The organism is Caldicellulosiruptor obsidiansis OB47, assembly GCF_000145215.1.
Taxonomy (GTDB): Bacteria; Bacillota; Thermoanaerobacteria; order Caldicellulosiruptorales; family Caldicellulosiruptoraceae; genus Caldicellulosiruptor; species Caldicellulosiruptor obsidiansis.
On the sequence record NC_014392.1, the window covers coordinates 1,758,890 to 1,775,272 of the forward strand.

At 32.1% G+C, this 16,383-nt stretch carries 9 protein-coding genes, 3 pseudogenes and 1 riboswitch; of the genes and pseudogenes, 6 read left to right on the forward strand and 6 right to left on the reverse strand.

Features of this window, described 5'->3' with window-relative positions; translation table 11 throughout:
• Nucleotides 1-23: 23 nt before the first annotated feature.
• Nucleotides 24-1,751 (reverse strand): S-layer homology domain-containing protein, encoded by a 1,728-nt coding sequence (locus COB47_RS08290; RefSeq protein WP_013290931.1) that lies wholly within the window; start codon nt 1,749-1,751, stop codon nt 24-26.
• 189 nt (nt 1,752-1,940) lie between these two features.
• Here COB47_RS08290 and COB47_RS08295 point away from each other — a divergent pair, with 189 nt between their 5' ends.
• Genes COB47_RS08295 through COB47_RS08305 form a run of 3 tightly spaced genes read left to right on the forward strand, consistent with a single transcriptional unit; the run spans nt 1,941 to nt 5,047 of the window.
• Nucleotides 1,941-3,107, forward strand: coding sequence for a GAF domain-containing protein (locus COB47_RS08295; protein ID WP_013290932.1), 1,167 nt, complete (start codon nt 1,941-1,943; stop codon nt 3,105-3,107).
• On the forward strand, nt 3,107-3,823 hold the full coding sequence (locus COB47_RS08300; protein ID WP_013290933.1) for an MBL fold metallo-hydrolase: 717 nt from the start codon (nt 3,107-3,109) through the stop codon (nt 3,821-3,823). Before COB47_RS08295 ends, COB47_RS08300 begins: the two co-directional genes overlap by 1 nt.
• A 15-nt stretch (nt 3,824-3,838) precedes the next feature.
• On the forward strand, nt 3,839-5,047 hold the full coding sequence (locus COB47_RS08305) for a sensor domain-containing diguanylate cyclase (RefSeq protein ID WP_013290934.1): 1,209 nt from the start codon (nt 3,839-3,841) through the stop codon (nt 5,045-5,047).
• 60 nt (nt 5,048-5,107) lie between these two features.
• Here COB47_RS08305 and COB47_RS08310 read toward each other — a convergent pair whose 3' ends face one another.
• Nucleotides 5,108-5,527, reverse strand: coding sequence for a hypothetical protein (locus COB47_RS08310; protein WP_013290935.1), 420 nt, complete (start codon nt 5,525-5,527; stop codon nt 5,108-5,110).
• 131 nt (nt 5,528-5,658) lie between these two features.
• Nucleotides 5,659-5,749, reverse strand: a riboswitch (cyclic di-GMP riboswitch).
• A gap of 126 nt (nt 5,750-5,875) precedes the next feature.
• On the opposite strand from COB47_RS08310, the gene COB47_RS08315 reads away from it, so the two are divergent.
• Both COB47_RS08315 and istA (COB47_RS08320) read left to right on the forward strand, forming a co-directional pair.
• Nucleotides 5,876-9,355 carry an adenylate/guanylate cyclase domain-containing protein gene (locus COB47_RS08315; protein ID WP_013290936.1) on the forward strand — a complete coding sequence of 1,160 codons (3,480 nt, stop codon included), beginning with the start codon at nt 5,876-5,878 and terminating at the stop codon, nt 9,353-9,355.
• Between the two features lie 591 nt (nt 9,356-9,946).
• Nucleotides 9,947-10,852 (forward strand): annotated as a pseudogene (gene istA, locus COB47_RS08320) (IS21 family transposase); the annotation flags it as partial.
• A gap of 61 nt (nt 10,853-10,913) precedes the next feature.
• Here istA (COB47_RS08320) and istB (COB47_RS08325) read toward each other — a convergent pair.
• A complete protein-coding gene (gene istB / locus COB47_RS08325; RefSeq protein ID WP_013290938.1) occupies nt 10,914-11,678 on the reverse strand; it encodes an IS21-like element ISCbe3 family helper ATPase IstB in 765 nt (254 codons plus the stop codon).
• 20 nt (nt 11,679-11,698) lie between these two features.
• Nucleotides 11,699-12,901 carry an IS21 family transposase gene (gene istA, locus COB47_RS08330; protein WP_013290939.1) on the reverse strand — a complete coding sequence of 401 codons (1,203 nt, stop codon included), beginning with the start codon at nt 12,899-12,901 and terminating at the stop codon, nt 11,699-11,701.
• A gap of 98 nt (nt 12,902-12,999) precedes the next feature.
• Between istA (COB47_RS08330) and istB (COB47_RS08335) the strand changes: the two are divergent.
• Nucleotides 13,000-13,563, forward strand: a pseudogene (istB, locus tag COB47_RS08335) (IS21-like element helper ATPase IstB); the annotation flags it as partial.
• A gap of 69 nt (nt 13,564-13,632) precedes the next feature.
• On the opposite strand, the pseudogene COB47_RS12990 reads toward istB (COB47_RS08335), so the two are convergent.
• Together COB47_RS12990 and COB47_RS08345 are read right to left on the reverse strand one after the other, a co-directional pair.
• Nucleotides 13,633-14,130 (reverse strand): annotated as a pseudogene (locus COB47_RS12990) (transposase); the annotation flags it as partial.
• A gap of 618 nt (nt 14,131-14,748) precedes the next feature.
• A complete protein-coding gene (locus COB47_RS08345) occupies nt 14,749-16,080 on the reverse strand; it encodes a pectate lyase (RefSeq protein ID WP_013290940.1) in 1,332 nt (443 codons plus the stop codon).
• Nucleotides 16,081-16,383: the final 303 nt, after the last annotated feature.

Below are 16,383 nucleotides of genomic sequence, written 5' to 3' on the forward strand. Positions count from 1 at the left end.
ATGTTGTCTGCTCCTTTGTCTTTTTATGGTATCTTTACTTTAATTACATTGCTACCCACTACTCTATCTGAGTAGATAGCATAAACTGTAAAGTAATAGTAATGTCCTCTCTTGAGTTCCTTATATTCCCCATTGATCAAATACTTATCTTTTGCTTTGACATTTATTGAGGTAATGTTTTTATCTGATATTTCTGCCAGTAAACCGTCTTTATTGAAGTCAGGTGATGAGTTTGTATCAGATATAACAACTCTGTACCCTTGAAGCTTATCATTGTCTATTTTGTCCCATTTTAAGTTAATATACAATTGTCCATGCCATCTTACTATTTTTGCCTGCAACTTTGGTCTTAACTTTGCAATCTCTAAATTAGAGTAATAAATGGCCTTGATGCTATTCCCAGCGATAAATCTATCCTGATACTGAGCTGTTACACTAAAATAATATTCTTCACCATCTTTTAAATACTCGCCAACATCTCCATTTTTATAAGGAATTGTGTTGTCAATAACAATCTGAGTCGTATTTTTGTCATTGATAAAAACAAGATAACCATTGTCCGGATATTTAGGTTCTTTAGTTTTTTTGGATATCACAATCCAATATCCTATAAGTCGGGGATCATCTATCTTTTGCCAGCTTAAAACAAATTTATTATCTTTATATTCATACTTTACAGATGGTTTTTCAAAATAATTTGGTATAACTGGCATTCTCATTTTTATAGCATTACCTTTTACATATATATTCCCTTCATAAATTGCTGTAACACTGAAATAATACTCTTCTCCACTTTTCACATAAACTCCAAAGTCACCACCCTTATATTTTGAATTTACTCCAATCTCTATATAATTAGCGTTTCTGTCAGACAGTATGGTCAGACAACCATCTTGCGGATATCCCGGCTGGCTATTGTTCTTTGAGATAACAACTGCGTATCCTTTCAGTTTTTTGTCATTTATTCTATTCCATATCAGGACAACTCTGTCCCCCTTTGTATAGGCAGTAACATTGGGTACAGGATAAGTATATTGCTGATTAGAACCCGATGAAGAATTATCATCATAGGTAACTTTTTCTTCAGTTGCTTGAGCATTAATAACGTTGTACAACAGCACCGCTGCCTGAGCGCGAGTAAGAATTCCTTGTGGTTCAAATTTATATTGATTAGAATTTGGAACTGGGCTTCCTACCATAATACCTTTTGCAATAGCAATTGCAACATATTTAACAAGGTTCTTCGATATTTGGTCTTTGTCAATGTAGTTGTTCAAAACATTCATATCAACATTTTCATTCTGCAGCCCCTTTGCCTTTACAAGAGCAACTGCCATATCCTCTCTTACGGCATAATCAGATGGTTTAAAGTACTCGCCATTTTGAGTTCTAAAACCTGTTAAATAATATTTTGCAGTTTCTACATAAGGATATGCCCAGTGGTCTTTGGGAACATCTTTAAAGGATGGATTATCTGTCACCTTTATTGGAAGGTTCAGGCTAATTACCATAATCCTTGCAAATTCAGATCTTGTGACTGGATTGTCTGGTCTGAATGTTTTGTCCGGATAACCTGCTATAATTCCTCTTTCTACCATGAATTTTACTGCATTGTATGCCCAATGATTTTGAGGAAGATCAGAAAAAATTGAGTTTGATTGGTCTTGAGAAAATGAAACCATGCTAAAAATAGAAACTATAAAAACTATTACCAACAAACTTGTCAACAGCTTTTTATAACACCATTTCATACTCCTCAAACTCCTTTCTAAAATAAAATGATTTTTACACAATTACATTATATCCAACATTTATATAATTCACATTATGATATTATTACAAATCTATGTAAATTTTATTTTTGTTTTTCACATTGAAACCAGTCCAAATTTTTGAGATAATCTTAATATACACAACAGTAGAATCTCGGTGATTTTGACATGCTTGAAGCATATGAACAGATCACAAAGCTTAAAAATACAATTGAACGTTTTAGCAGTTTTATCATTAATACCTCTTCTGAAAAAGATATGAATGAAATACTTCTTATGACAATTGATTCCTGCTTAGAACTAACAGGAAGCGATGGTGCAACAATCTATCTAAAGGAAACGATAGACCAAGAAGAAAAGCTTGTTATAAGAGCTACAAAAAATCTGTCTGTTAACTTTGAATTTTATTTAGGATATTCCCTACCTATTTCCCCAATTAGCCTTTGCGGATATGCAGCAGTACACCAAAAACCTGTTGTAATAAACGATACTTTGAATTTGCCTGAAAATCACGAATTTAGACAGTTCAAATTCTTTGACAAGAGTTTACATTATGTTACAATTAATACTATAACTGCACCCATATTTGACTTTAGCAACAATCTGTTGGGAGTGTTGCAAGTAATCAATAAAAAAGCAAAACCAAATATAAAATTAGACGAAACCAATGCTACCCTTTTTACTATTAGCTACACTGAGACAGATGTAAAGCTCATATTAGCAATTTCTTCTTTTGTAGGTACTCTTCTTGACAGAGCTAAAGCTTATGAGAAATTTGAAGTATCTATTACTAATACGCAAAAGATGCTGGCTAATATGTTTGATTCTGTAAAAAAGTCTATTTCAGTTTTAAATGATATTTTAATAAGCGGGCAACAAAAATTTATAGAGTCTTTACAAACCAAAAAGAAAGAAAAAATTCTTTTACTTAAAGAAGGAATAGAACTTTTTAAAAAACAATACCAGCTTTCCAAAATTACTGAAACAATCATAAGTATAGCCTATCTGATAACAAGAAACATTGATACAAAGATGATAGATATTTTACACGAAGTTATTTCAACAGAAATCAGACTTTATGATATACCTTTAAAAATAAATGAAAGTGAATATGTTATTTTTCTTCACAATGTCGACATAATAAAAGCACGAATGATTGCCAAAAGAATAGAACGAAAGGTTTTTGAAAAGCTTAAAATCAATGAAATGCTATCTACCTCATTAAAATTTCTATGGAGTTTTTATGAATTAAAACCTGATGAAGAGAAAAATATTGAAGAAGTGCTTAGTTATTTACAAAAAATAGCTAAAGAGAATGAAGGTGAAATTACATAATGAAAACACCTGTATTAAATTTTTTAGGAATAGGAAGTGCCTTTAATCCTTACTTTAACAATACTTCTGCTTACTTTGAATTTGACACAGAATTATTTTTAATCGACTGTGGTGAAGGTATATTTTCAAGTCTTTATAAACTCAAATTACTTGAAAAATACAAAACAATTAACGTTCTTATAACTCATACTCACTCAGACCACATAGCTACTTTGGGACATTTACTTCTTTTTTGTTTCTATGAACTAAACAAAAGAGTTAAAATTTTTTTCCCAGAAGAATCTTTAATTTCTTCTTTGCTCAGTGGTATGGGTGTAGGAAAATATACTTATGAATTAATAAAGTTACAGAACCCATTTATATATAAAGAAATTTTGACGATAATATCAGTAGAACAGATACATGTTAATGAAATTCCTTGTTTTGGCTATTTAATTAAAACAAAAGAATGCTGTTTTTTCTATAGTGGTGATTCAAGAACTTTAAATCAGATAATTCTTGAAAAATTTTTGAAAGACGAAATTGACTTTTTGTACCAAGACACCTGTTTTGAAAACACAACTGAAAATCATCCTCATCTTTCATTATCAGAACTTTGTTATTTAATTCCACCAGAAAAAAGAAAACACGTTTATTGTATTCATCTTGACAGAAATTTTAATTTTAGCTATGCAAGAAATTTAGGTTTTAATATTCCTGAACAAATAAAAACCTGAAAGAAGGATAAAATCATGAATGAGCAAACAGTTTCTAAAGAACTTAAAGATTTAATAAGAAAGCTAAGTAAGATTGGTATTGCAATTTCACGTGAAAAAAATATTGATTCTATCTTAGAGATGATACTAATTGAGAGTATTGATATTACAAACAGTGATGGTGGAACTTTATACACTATTAAAGAAATCGATGGTCAGAAATATCTTGTTATAACCTTTGCAAAAAACTATTCTGTTAATTTTCAATTTATAGGTTACAAATTCCCATTAGATGAAAAAAGCATTGCAGGGTTTGTTGCCAAAAATGCTGTACCGGTTACAATAAACAACGTACCATCTGCTCAAAATTCTCATCTGCAACAATTTAAATTTTTTGATAAAACATTAGGATATACAACAATAAATGTAATGGCAGTTCCTATGATTGATTATCAAGGAAATGTCATTGGGGTTCTTCAGGTTTTGAACAAAAAGAAAAGCAAGGAAATAAAACTTACACCAGAAAACATAATTCAAAGCACTGTCGATTATACCAAAGAAGACGAAGAAATTGTTCTTTCTCTTGCATCCCAAGCATCGCTTTTAATTGAAAGAATTCATCTTTATCAGCGAATAGAAAAAAATATTGCAAACACGCGCTATGCTTTAATAAGTTTATTCAACTCCATGAAGCAGGTAATAGCCAATTTGAGCGAAGATATTCTCCTTGAACAGGAGGAATTCAAAAAATTTGCAACGCTTGATAGCCTTACAGGTCTTTTAACGAGAAATGAAGGAATGGTTTATTTAGAAAAACAAATCCAGCTTTCAAAGATGAATGAGTCACATTTCGTAGTGTGCTTTGTTGACGTTGATGGTCTGAAAGGAGTAAACGATACATATGGTCATCAGACAGGCGATGAACTTTTAAAAAATTTTTCACAGATTTTAAAGGAAAGCATAAGAAGTTATGACATTGCGTTCAGATACGGCGGAGATGAATTTGTTGTGATTCTCTCGAAAGCCACTTTAAAAGAAGCAAATATTGTTTTTTCAAGAATTCAAGATAAGATTAACAAATTTAATATTTCGTCTTCAAATACATATAAAATAGATATAAGCTACGGATTTGCTGAATTCTCCCCTGAATCAAATTTTACGGCTGAAGACTTAATAAAGATAGCGGACGAAAATATGTATAAAATGAAAAAAGAGAAAAAGGAAAAAAAAAGTTGCCCCTCTTGAAATTCTAAGAGGGGCAAAAATCTATTTTTAGGAGTTCGAGGGGTTATGAGGATAGAGGGATTATCTCGCCCAAATAAAGCGTGAAAAATGATCTGTTTTTAATTGCTGTTTTTTAATCTTTACAAAAATATTAATCCCCGCAGACCTGTCATAAATGTAACCTTCATATCCTAAACATCTAAGATGAACATCTTTTTTAAATTTAGCATCTGGTGAAAATTCAATATATACATCACCGTTTTCTGCATAGATTTGAGCATTGAATGTAATTGAGTCTATACCATCAGGTAGAGAATTTTTCTTGAAATCAATCTCCACAAAACCTACCTGGAATTTTCCTCCTTCATTTGTAACTGTAAAACTACCATTGAATAGCATAGGATTTTCGTTCTCAGCCAGCACAAAAGAAGTTGTTATTAACGAAAATACTAACACCACAATAGCTACTAAGACAATTTTCTTAACTCCCCGCCGCTTCATAATCTTCCACCTCCTTTTTTTACAGGCTAAGACTTCTATAACGCCCGTAAACAAAGACCTTCTAAAAACTCAAAGGCACCTGGTCATGCCAGGTGCCTTTATGCCAAAGATAATATATCTTCAGCACATGTTTCGGCAGCCTGGCAACCATAGGAAGTTTTCTCTTCCGACAGGCCCATGGCTTTGCGCCCCTGCCTTTCGACAGGTTTGCCTTTGTCGACATATGCTACTGTTTTTATTCTTTTGATTTTGATATAATTGATAATAAGTGCTCTCAGTAAAATTATCTCACACTATTTCTTTTTTTGCAATATTTTTTTATTTCTATTTATGGAATAAAAAGGTGTGATGGAATTGTTCTGTTTCAATTGTGGAAGTAAGCTGCAAGAAAAGTTTACCCAAAGGTGTGTTGTATGCGGAATTAAATTCAATAAGTTTTGTCAAAATTGCAGTTTCCCTATACCTTCTTTTGCAAATTTTTGTCCTAACTGTGGCAGCTACATCACAAAATCAAGCGAATATTTTAGAATGGAAGAACTCAAGAAAGTAGCTGTTATGTTTGCCGACGTCTCCGGCTTTACAAAATTTTCTGAAAATTTATCACCTGACGAAGTTAGAAAGGTGATAAATGAATTTTTTGAGTTTATTTTAAGACCCGTTTACAACTTAAACGGAACAGTAGATAAATTTATAGGTGATTGCGCCCTCATTCTTTTTGGATTAAAAAGTACTCAAATGGATGCTGCACTGAGAAGTGTTCAATGTGCAATGGAAATGCTAAAACTCTCAAAAGAATTTTCAAAAACAAAAAATATTGAGTTATCCCTTTCAATTGGAATAAACTATGGACTTGTTGCAGTGGGTAAAATTGGGAGTTTTTTTGACAAAGATTATACTGTTATGGGTGATGTTGTAAACACCGCTCAGCGTCTTCAAACAGCAGCACCCCCAGATACTATTTATGTTTCCGAAAGCATTTACAGAGAAACCTGTGAAAACATAGAGTATATTGGTCCTATCGAATTGAATCTAAAAAACAAGTCACAAACGGTGAGGTGCTATATACCAAAAAATATTAATAAACAAATTGATTACAATAAAGTTGTAGAAACCTTGACTGCTAAATACACAACCAATGTTATAAATAGTATAGTTAACAGAAATTCAGATTTTTTAGTGATGGTTTGTCCTGAAGGGTGTGGAAAACAATATATTTTTCAAAACATAATTTTTCAATTAGAAAGAAGTAATTTGAAGTATTATTTTGTTGTTTTGCCAAATAATAATTTTTCAAAACCATTTTACCTATTATCTTTACTAATATTAAAAATACTGAATATTAACTTTGAAGACTCTGTAATTTTGAAGAAGAACAGACTTATTTCTTTTTTAGAGTACCTTTTCAAAGAAGATTATAAAAAGACCGAAAGATGTTTCAACTATATTTCTCTTGTTCTTCAACTAGATTTGAATGAAGACTTTAAACAGTTTCTCTCTTATATGAGCCAAGAAGATATAGAATTTGAAATTTATGAGGCTATTTCCTCTTTCCTTAAAAAAGTTTTCGAGTTAGAATTTGCAACAGTTATAATTGACAACATTAATTTTGCAGATAAAGAATCATTTGATTTTATTCTTGAGTTTTTATCAAAACAATTGCAAAACAAACCATTTTTTATCTTTTCATCAAACTCAGAAATACATAGATTCCCAAAAGAGCTACATCTTAAAATACAAAAACTATCAAATGAAGAAATAAAAACTGCTGTGGAAATTCAATTCAACGCAAAAGACGTTGAAGAAGAATCTTTAAAGCTACTTATGAACATCTCTGAAGGAAAATTAGATTATTTTATAGAAACGTTAAAATGGATAGAAACAAATAAACTTTTCTCTCTTTCAAATAGTGTTTTTAAAATTAATCTTTCTCAGCAAAATATTGAAAGTATTAAAAGAAACATTATACTAGATAAACTTTCAAATATTGAAGATGAGGTATTAGAATTCTTAAAAATTGCAGCTGTGTATGGCTACAGATTTAGCAGCAAGGTTGTTTTGAATATTCTTCAGCCTACAATTGAACATTCTACTCTGATTAGCCAAGCGCAAAAATTAAATTTAATAAGGTTCATTGACACAATCTACAACTCAAATTTCAGCGATAAAATCTATGAATTCGTCGAACCAGAAATTGTAAAAATTCTTCTTGATTTTATCCCTCAGCAAACCAAAAGAATGCTCCACCAGAAGATTGCTACCACAATTGAAAAAATGATTTCTCAGGAAGATTTGCCCATCTACTACGAAACCCTATATTATCATTTCAAGGAAGCAGGGGAAGTTATAAAAGCTGCAAACTACCTTTTTGAGCTGGCAATGCAATACAAAAAGATTCAGCTTGGCAAGTTTGCTGTTAGATTGTTCCATAAATTGCTTGATGAAATAAAAGAAATAAATTCCCTAGATACTTCATCTATTTTTGTCTCTACTTTAGAACAACTTGCATGGTTGGAAAAATCTTTTGGAAACTATGAAAATGCTCTAAAATATTATAAAACACTTCTTAAGTTTGCTAAAACCGATGAAGAAAAGTTCTTTGTTGAAAGTGACATATGTGAATGCTTGATTCTTCAAAATAATTTCAAAAAAGCTGAAGACATTTTAAATAGTCTCCAAAAAAGGCTTTTGGCAAACAACTTAGCTAAAATAAAAGTTGTTTATCTTCAATGTCTTTATAAAAGCTATACAGGCAGTCCTGACTTACTTGTAATGATAAACCAACTTGAAAATATACTTAAAGAAAATAGCAACTTTGAAGATTTAGCTCAAATTTTAAATATAGTTTCTTACTCACTTTATACTTTTTCATTAGACATCAAAAAAGCAAGTCTTTATCTTAAAAAAGCTCTAAACTATGCAAATAAGTCCAAGAATTTGAACTTGAAAGCAAAAATCCTTACCAACCTTGGAATACTAAATTATGAAAATGGGAACTCTCTTGAGGCATTAAAGTTTTTAACCAGTGCTTTTGAATTTGCTAAAATTCTATCTAACCGTCACCTTCAGTTGATTCTGTTAAATAATATTGGAATTATCAATTTTGAAAAAGGACTTTTAAAAAAGGCTTTAGAATATTTTTCTGAAGCTTTTTCGTATGCCCATGAGTGGAAATTAACATACGAAGAATGCATAACCCTTCAGAATATTGCTGAACTATATCTTGAAAAAGGAAATATTATTGAAAGTTACAACTTGTTTTCACAGAGTTTTGATTTAGCAAATAACTTCAATTTCATTTCAGAAAAAGCTTTGTCATTGATAGGAATGGCAAAAGCAATGCTTGAAAAACCTAATCTATCGGGTGCAGAAGAATTTCTGAATGAAGCCTTAAACGCTATGTCAGAAAACAAGGAAAACAGGGTTGAACTGGAATATTTTTTAGCAAAAATCAAACTGCACCTTCTTCAAAATGACATTGAACAAGCTTATATGGCTGCAGAACAAGCAATAAAAATAGTAGAACCACTAAAAAATCCTTTTACCCGTATCAAAACATTTAGAATATATTCACAGGTACTCAAACACAAAAAAGAATTCAATAAAGCATTGGAAATTCTTAATATGTGCGAAAAACTCGCAAGTCAAATAAACTCTTACTTAGAGCTTGCAAAAACTTACTACGAAATAGCAAGTATCCACCTAATTTTGGGAAATAAAAAAGAATTTAAAGAAAGTATAAAATTAGCTTCCATGTGGGCTGAGAAAATAGACGATGAATGTTCTTTAAAATTTTTGATTATGTCTCTTTTAAATGAAGTAAGAGGCTAACTGCACAATTTTAAAAAGTGGCTCTATAATAAATATTGGGATGAGTAGATAGTAAAAAAATACAGCAATTTATTTGAATACCTGCTATAATTAAAATTGTTTTTAGGAATAAAAAACACACGAATAGCCGTTTGCAAAATGGTTGGTGATTGAAGGTAACAGATGCCAATACTAACATGAAATACTATCAAGATAAAAAAAGAAAAGCAAAATGACAACCAAATATTATCAATACCAACAAAAAATAATCAGCAACAAACATATGACAAAAATTCACAAGTTTAAAAAAGACAATAGTATCCTAAACCTTCTAGTTTCTTAGTTTTAGAAGGTTAAGTAAAAAACAAAGCCATAAATTTTTGGTAAGTTAATAATTCAAGAAAAATTGTAGTTTTAAGCGATAAGTTTTTTGAGTTTGTTAAGCTTTTTGATAGTTAATTTAGAACAATTGTTAATGATAAAATAAAATCATCAGAAATGATATAAAAAATTCCCCACCTGCCACTTAAAAAGAAGCCTTCTGTAGTGTAGAATGGGAAGTATGGAAGAACTACAGAAGGAGAAGATATTAAGAAAATGTTGGGGGTTGCAATGCACACAACAATCTACACTCTTTTCAAACAGGGATACAACAAGAGTCAAATAGCAAGGTTGTTAAACGTGGATAGAAAAACTGTTAGAAAAGTAATCCAAGACATTGAACAGAAAGGAGAAGTTGAGAGAAAATCGAAGAATTCAGTATTGGATGATTACAGAGAATTTATTGAAGCAAAAGTTCACAAAGGACTTTCAGCAAAAAGAATACATCAAGACTTGAAAGCGGAATTTGGTTTTGAAGGAAGCTATTCAAATGTAAGAAGATATGTTCATAATGTTAAACAAAAGATAGCAAATTCAAAGGTGTACATGGTTTTAACAACACTGCCTGCCGAAGAAGCTCAAGTGGATTTTGGATATATAGGCAAGATAAAAATTGATGGTAAATTCAAAAAAGCATGGGTATTTACAATGGTTTTAAGCTATTCAAGATATATGTATGCAGAGATAGTATTCGACCAGACAGTTGAAACATTTATGCAGTGTCATAAGAATGCATTTAAATATTTTGGTGGAGTAGTAGAAGTTGTGAAGATAGACAATTTAAAAGCAGGTGTATTGGATGTTGATTTTTATGAGGCGCAGATACAAAAGGACTATGCAAGTTTTGCAAGCCACTGTGGATTTTTACCTCAGCCTTGCAGGGTATATACACCGACTGATAAAGGCAAGGTAGAATCGGCAGTTAAGTATGTTAAGCGGAACTGTTTTGCTGGGGAAGAATTTAAGGATATTGATGAGGCGAGGGAGCATTTAAAAAACTGGCTTGACAACATTTCGAATGTGAGAGTACATGGCACAACCAAGAAAGTTCCCAAAGAAGTTTTCCTCTCAGAAGAGAAAGAAAAGTTAATAGCTCTTCCTATTGAGGAATACCACATATCAAGAATTTCAATTCACATGTAAATGTCAATATCAAAATGAACAAAAAATCGAAAATAAAAATGTACAAAAAATAAACTTAGCTTTGCTGGTTTGTGTTGCTAAAATATGCTGTTTTTGACTGCAATCTGTATGAAGGTCCTTTTATGAAAATCACGAAAGAATGATGGAGTAGCCTGTCTAAAATTGCATTTGCTATCGTCGCTCCACCAAATATTTCTCCCCACTCTGAAAATACAACATTAGTTATTATTATTGTGCTGCTCTTCTCATATCTGCTCGATATAAGTTGAAAAAATAAATTCGCTCCATCATTATCTATAGGCAAATAACCTATCTCGTCTATTATTAAAATTCTATATTTTGAAAAATGCTTAAGCCTGTATTCTAATCTGTTCTCCAACAGTGCCTTTTTTAGCTGGGCTATTAATTCTTGAAAATGTATGAAATATGTGGAATACCTCCGTTTTGCACACTCTATTCCTATTGCTGTGGCTAAATGCGTTTTCCCTACTCCTGGTGTTCCTACAAACAGTATATTTTCATTCCCTTCTAAAAATCTTAAACTCATTAAATCCATTATTTGTTGCTTGTTTATACTTGGCTGAAATGAAAAATCAAAATCTTCTATGCCTTTTATAAATGGGAAATTTGCCACCCTCACACATCCTAATATAGCTCTTTCTTCTTTTGCTTTTATCTCTAAGTTACTAAGTTCATACAATGCATCTGTCATACTTTTTTCTCCGCTTGCCACTAAATCTAAGTATTTGTCAAGATTATTCTTTATGTTGTGAAGTCCTAACTCTTCTAAGTTGTTAAGTAGTTTCACATAATTGCTCATTTTTAGATTTTCTCCTTTCTTTAAGTCTTCAACAGATTATCAAATTTCTTGAGGTTCTCCTCACATATCTTGTCAAGTTCTTCTTTTTGACCAACTCTTCTTAGCATTAGCTGTTTGTAGTCTTCATCGTGATAATTGATACTTTTTTCATCAATAATATGTATCCTTAACAGGTCTGTGTTATAATAAATATAAATTTTGTTTTCCACCTCCTTTACTCTAACTGTCTTTCCTATGTAATCGGGTGGAACAGAGTATCTACTTCCCTTGTAGTAAATCAGAGAGTCCTTTTGGACTTTTACTGATTTGTGAGAATCCAAGTAACTCTCTATTAACCTTTTATCTGGCAAGGGTAGTAAATACTCTTTTTCTTTTTGAAACAGAAGAGCAGGTGGGACTTGAGTTGTTTGATTTGGTTGTGTGTTAACCTTTGCGTTTATCTCTTTTATTATCCTTACTAAATCCTCTTCTGTTTCAAATTCACCCTGATATGGCAGTATCCAATCTATAAACTTGTTTGCTGCTTCAACTTTTCCTTTTGTGTACGAATGTCTGGGTTTGCAAAGTTTTATTTCAAATCCAAAGTCTTTCGCAAAGCTTTTAAATCTTGAATTTACTTTAATTTTCTCACCTGTTATATCAACAATTGCTGCTGCATTGTCAAATAAAATCTCTTTTGGTACTCCGCCTATATCTTTAAATATTTTAATTAGAGTTTCTATTAATTCTTCTTGAGTTTTTGTCCTGTTTATCTCAAAGCAGCAGTATCTTGAATAACCTAATTTAAAATCAAGAACATTAATGACAAATTCTTCTCCGCTTTTTGATACAAGCTTTATATTTTCTTTCCAATCAACCTGTGCTTGCTCACCTGGACCGGTCTTAAATCTTGGATGTCCTTTTACTTTCTTCTCTGGCTTCAGCCCTTTTTTCTTGATATACTTATTAAAATTTGAGTATGTCCCTATGTTCTTATCTTTTGATTTTAAATATTCATAAACACCCTTGACTGTAACTCCTTTGATAGCAAGCTTTGATTTTATCTCATCATAGTATTTGTCCAATTTGCTTGGTTTATTTCTATTCTTAGGTTTTCCTTCATAGCCTTCATAGTATTTCTTCACGGTTCTTCTATCAACTCCATATGTTCTTGCAAGTTCTGAAAAGTTAGGTTTCATTTTCATCGCCCTTATCATGTTTAAATGTGCTGTTAGGTTCTTCATTTGATATCCCTCCTCACTATGAGAAAGGATATCATATCAATGTACAATTTTGTACATTCTTATATTCCACTTTCAGTACATTTTTATTTTATCATCAACATCAACCTTCGATAAATAAGAGGTTTATATACAATTTGGCGACCTGTGAATTTGTCCGCAAGAAAGAGAATGTGGCCTTCATAGGACCGCCAGGGACAGGGAAAACACATCTTGCAATAGCGATAGGACTTAAAGCTGTAGCACTTGGATATAGAGTTTTGTTTACCACAGCAAACGAGATGTTAGAAGAGATGTATATTTCAAGGGCTGATAATTCGTATCAACAAAAGTTAAAAAACTATGTTAATGTGGACCTTTTGATAATAGACGAACTGGGTTTGCGGAAATTTAATCAAAGCAGTGTAGATGATTTGTATGAGATAATATCGAAGAGGTATGAGAGAGGAGCGATAATAATAACTACAAACAAGGTATTTGAAGAGTGGCCGAGGATATTTTATGATCCAGTTTTAGCGACAGCGATTTTAGATAGATTTGTACATCACTGTCATTTTGTAGTTATCAAAGGTGAAAGTTATAGGATGAAGCAAAGAGAGGGTGCCATAAAAGCTTTAACAGATGATTCCAAGAATGAGTCAAATCAGTTAGATAATGATAATTAAATTTTTTTGAAAACAGGTGGGGAAAAAATATTATCAAAAGTGGGGAAAAGGTATTGACAATAACACTTAGTCGATACCGAGGCAGGCATTGCAAGTAGCAAATTTGCTCTTACAATTACCTTAACTTCACTTTTGAATAACCATCGATGATAAGAGCAAACGCACTTGCAGGTAAGTTCTCTTTGTCTGGGAAACTCAAGCTCATTTTTAAGGTCTTCTTTGATTTTTAGTATTTCATTTTCGGAATATAGAAGATTCAAAGCCTTCAAAGTTTGAACAAGGGAATACTCAAGAATAACCATTGATATACTTGCAACATAAACAGATAAGTAGAAAACTATCAACTCTTTTGTAGGGGGAAGAAGAGGATAGAAGGTCGGAAATTAAAAGTAGTGTGTGCGAGGGACAGAGATTTCAAGACTTGAGGCAGGTGTTGCAAGTTTTACTTCAATAAAAACCATTGCTTTTGTCATTGTCATCTTTAGCAAGGCTACTTATCTTTCCGATAACATAAAGCAATCAAGCAAGTTTTACTTTAAGTTGCTTTATGGCTGGGCGGTTAGGATCATTCACAGGAAGTAAAAATCCTATATGGGCTTCGATGTCATCTGTACTTATGACCATATTTCTGTCTTCTCTGATTTTTTTACTTTCTGCAATTACTTACTCACTTTTGTTTATCCTTGCTCACAATGTCAAACTCTAATACTTTAAATTAACTATCAAAAAGCTTAACAAACTCAAAAAACTTATCGCTTAAAACTACAATTTTTCTTAAATTATTAATCTACCAAAAATCTATGGCTTTGTTTTTTACTTAACCTTCTAAAGCCAAGAAGCTAGAAGGTTTAGGATACTACTGTCTTTTTTAAGCTCGCAAATTTTTGTTATATATTTGTTGCTAATTATTTTTTGTTGTTATTGATAATATTTGGTTATCACTTTGCTTTTCTTTTTGTATTTTGATTGTATTTCATGTTATTATTGGCATCTCTTGCTTTCAATCACCACCCATTTTATAAATGCCTATTTTTTCTTTATCATCAATTGTAATAATTTACAAAAGACTCATCCAAAAAAATAGCGTGTGATAAATATAAATATTAAATTCATCACACGCCCTCTTACCTATTTTTCCTTTTTTTACTCACTAAAACGCCATTCCCCCTTTCTTAAAATGAACAACTAGTATTGGTGTATCTGCGATTTGGATGGAAATTCAAATAATGTTTTGCAATTATTTACATTCAAGTTGCGATACCACAGTTCTGATATTGGACTATCAGATTTTGCAACACAGCTTTTTACATTGTTTACTGTTATATCTTCAAGATAAATAACTACTTTGAAAGTAGTACCACCATTTTGTCTTACAAGTTTTCCTATATTTGTAGCTGTAAAGTTTTTCACTTTGAAAGTACATGGAGCATTAAGCTGAAAGACCTTGTCAGCTGCTTCCTTTGCTGAGCCACCAATAACTTCAACCACTCCTTCACCTCTGACGGTCAACGCATCCTCTCCAACATCTTCCCACACAACATTTTCAACTACATTATCACCATAACAATGTACACCGTCACAACCTGGCGCTCCAATTATTACATTTTTTAATTTTGCACCTTTTTCAAGTTTAAATATAGGTTTTTGATTTTCAGATTGACTTCCATCGCCCATTCCTTTAGCTATTATTTTTACTCCTTTACCATCATATGTCTGTCCAGCTTTAACAACTATTGTATCTGTTATAATTAATACACCACCAACATTTGGGGTTGGGGTTGGCGTAGGTGTTACTGTTGGAGTCTGTGTTGGTGCAGGTGTCGTAGTTGGAGCCGGTGTTTTGGTTGGCGTTGGTGTTGCTGTCGGTGCCGAAGTTGGCGTTGGAGTAGGTGTTGTGTTACCCAAACTTGAACTCACAACAACATTATCAAACTCAGCAACACACCTGTCGGCTATTAAACCTGCTTTACCACTCTCAATCGATGAATCACTCACATTCAATACTTGACTCCCATTAACATACCCAACTAACTTGCTCCCATTTACTTCTAATTTCACATTATACCAGGTATCCTGATTCAACGTAAACGACTTGAACGCCAATATACTTCTACTACCGTTTGCCTTCTTCACTATCTCTATCTTTGAATTTCTTAATACCAACGCATAAAAGTTACCTGAGTCCTTATATCTTACTATCACTCCCGCTCCTGAACTCGAATCCTTCACACCCAATACCTTAACTTTCGCTTCAACTGTATAATCACTCCAATCAGACGAACCAGTATACGCTCTCGCCTCAGATCCTGTGCTACTCTGCTTTAAAACCTTGCTCCCATCCACTACTACACTCCAACTACCGTTCGATGTCGACCATCCATCCCTGTTGCCATCTTCAAAATCATCTGTCAAAAGTGTCGCCGCCTTCGCAACTTCATTACGCAACCCAACCCCTGTAAACAATGATACAACCATTATCAAACTGACTATAATGGCTAAAATCTTCTTGTTACTCATCACTCAAACCTCCCTCTTTTTTTGTTAAAATAATTTGTGGCTTTGCACCAATTAAAGTTGTTGAAAAAAAGTCCTTTAATTGATTTTTATAAAAAATGTGTCAACAATTTTATCCCTCCCTTGCCATATTGTTATTTTTGATATTATTTTTTAGTGAGAAGAAATCTTTTCGTTCGATTCCCACCACTCCCTTGTGAGTATAAATATATGAATTTGATTTCTTTATTTCAAGGGACACTTTTTTAGTTTAATAACGGCTAAATAATATTTTATTTAACTGGTTTGTTTACTTTAAACAAAGAA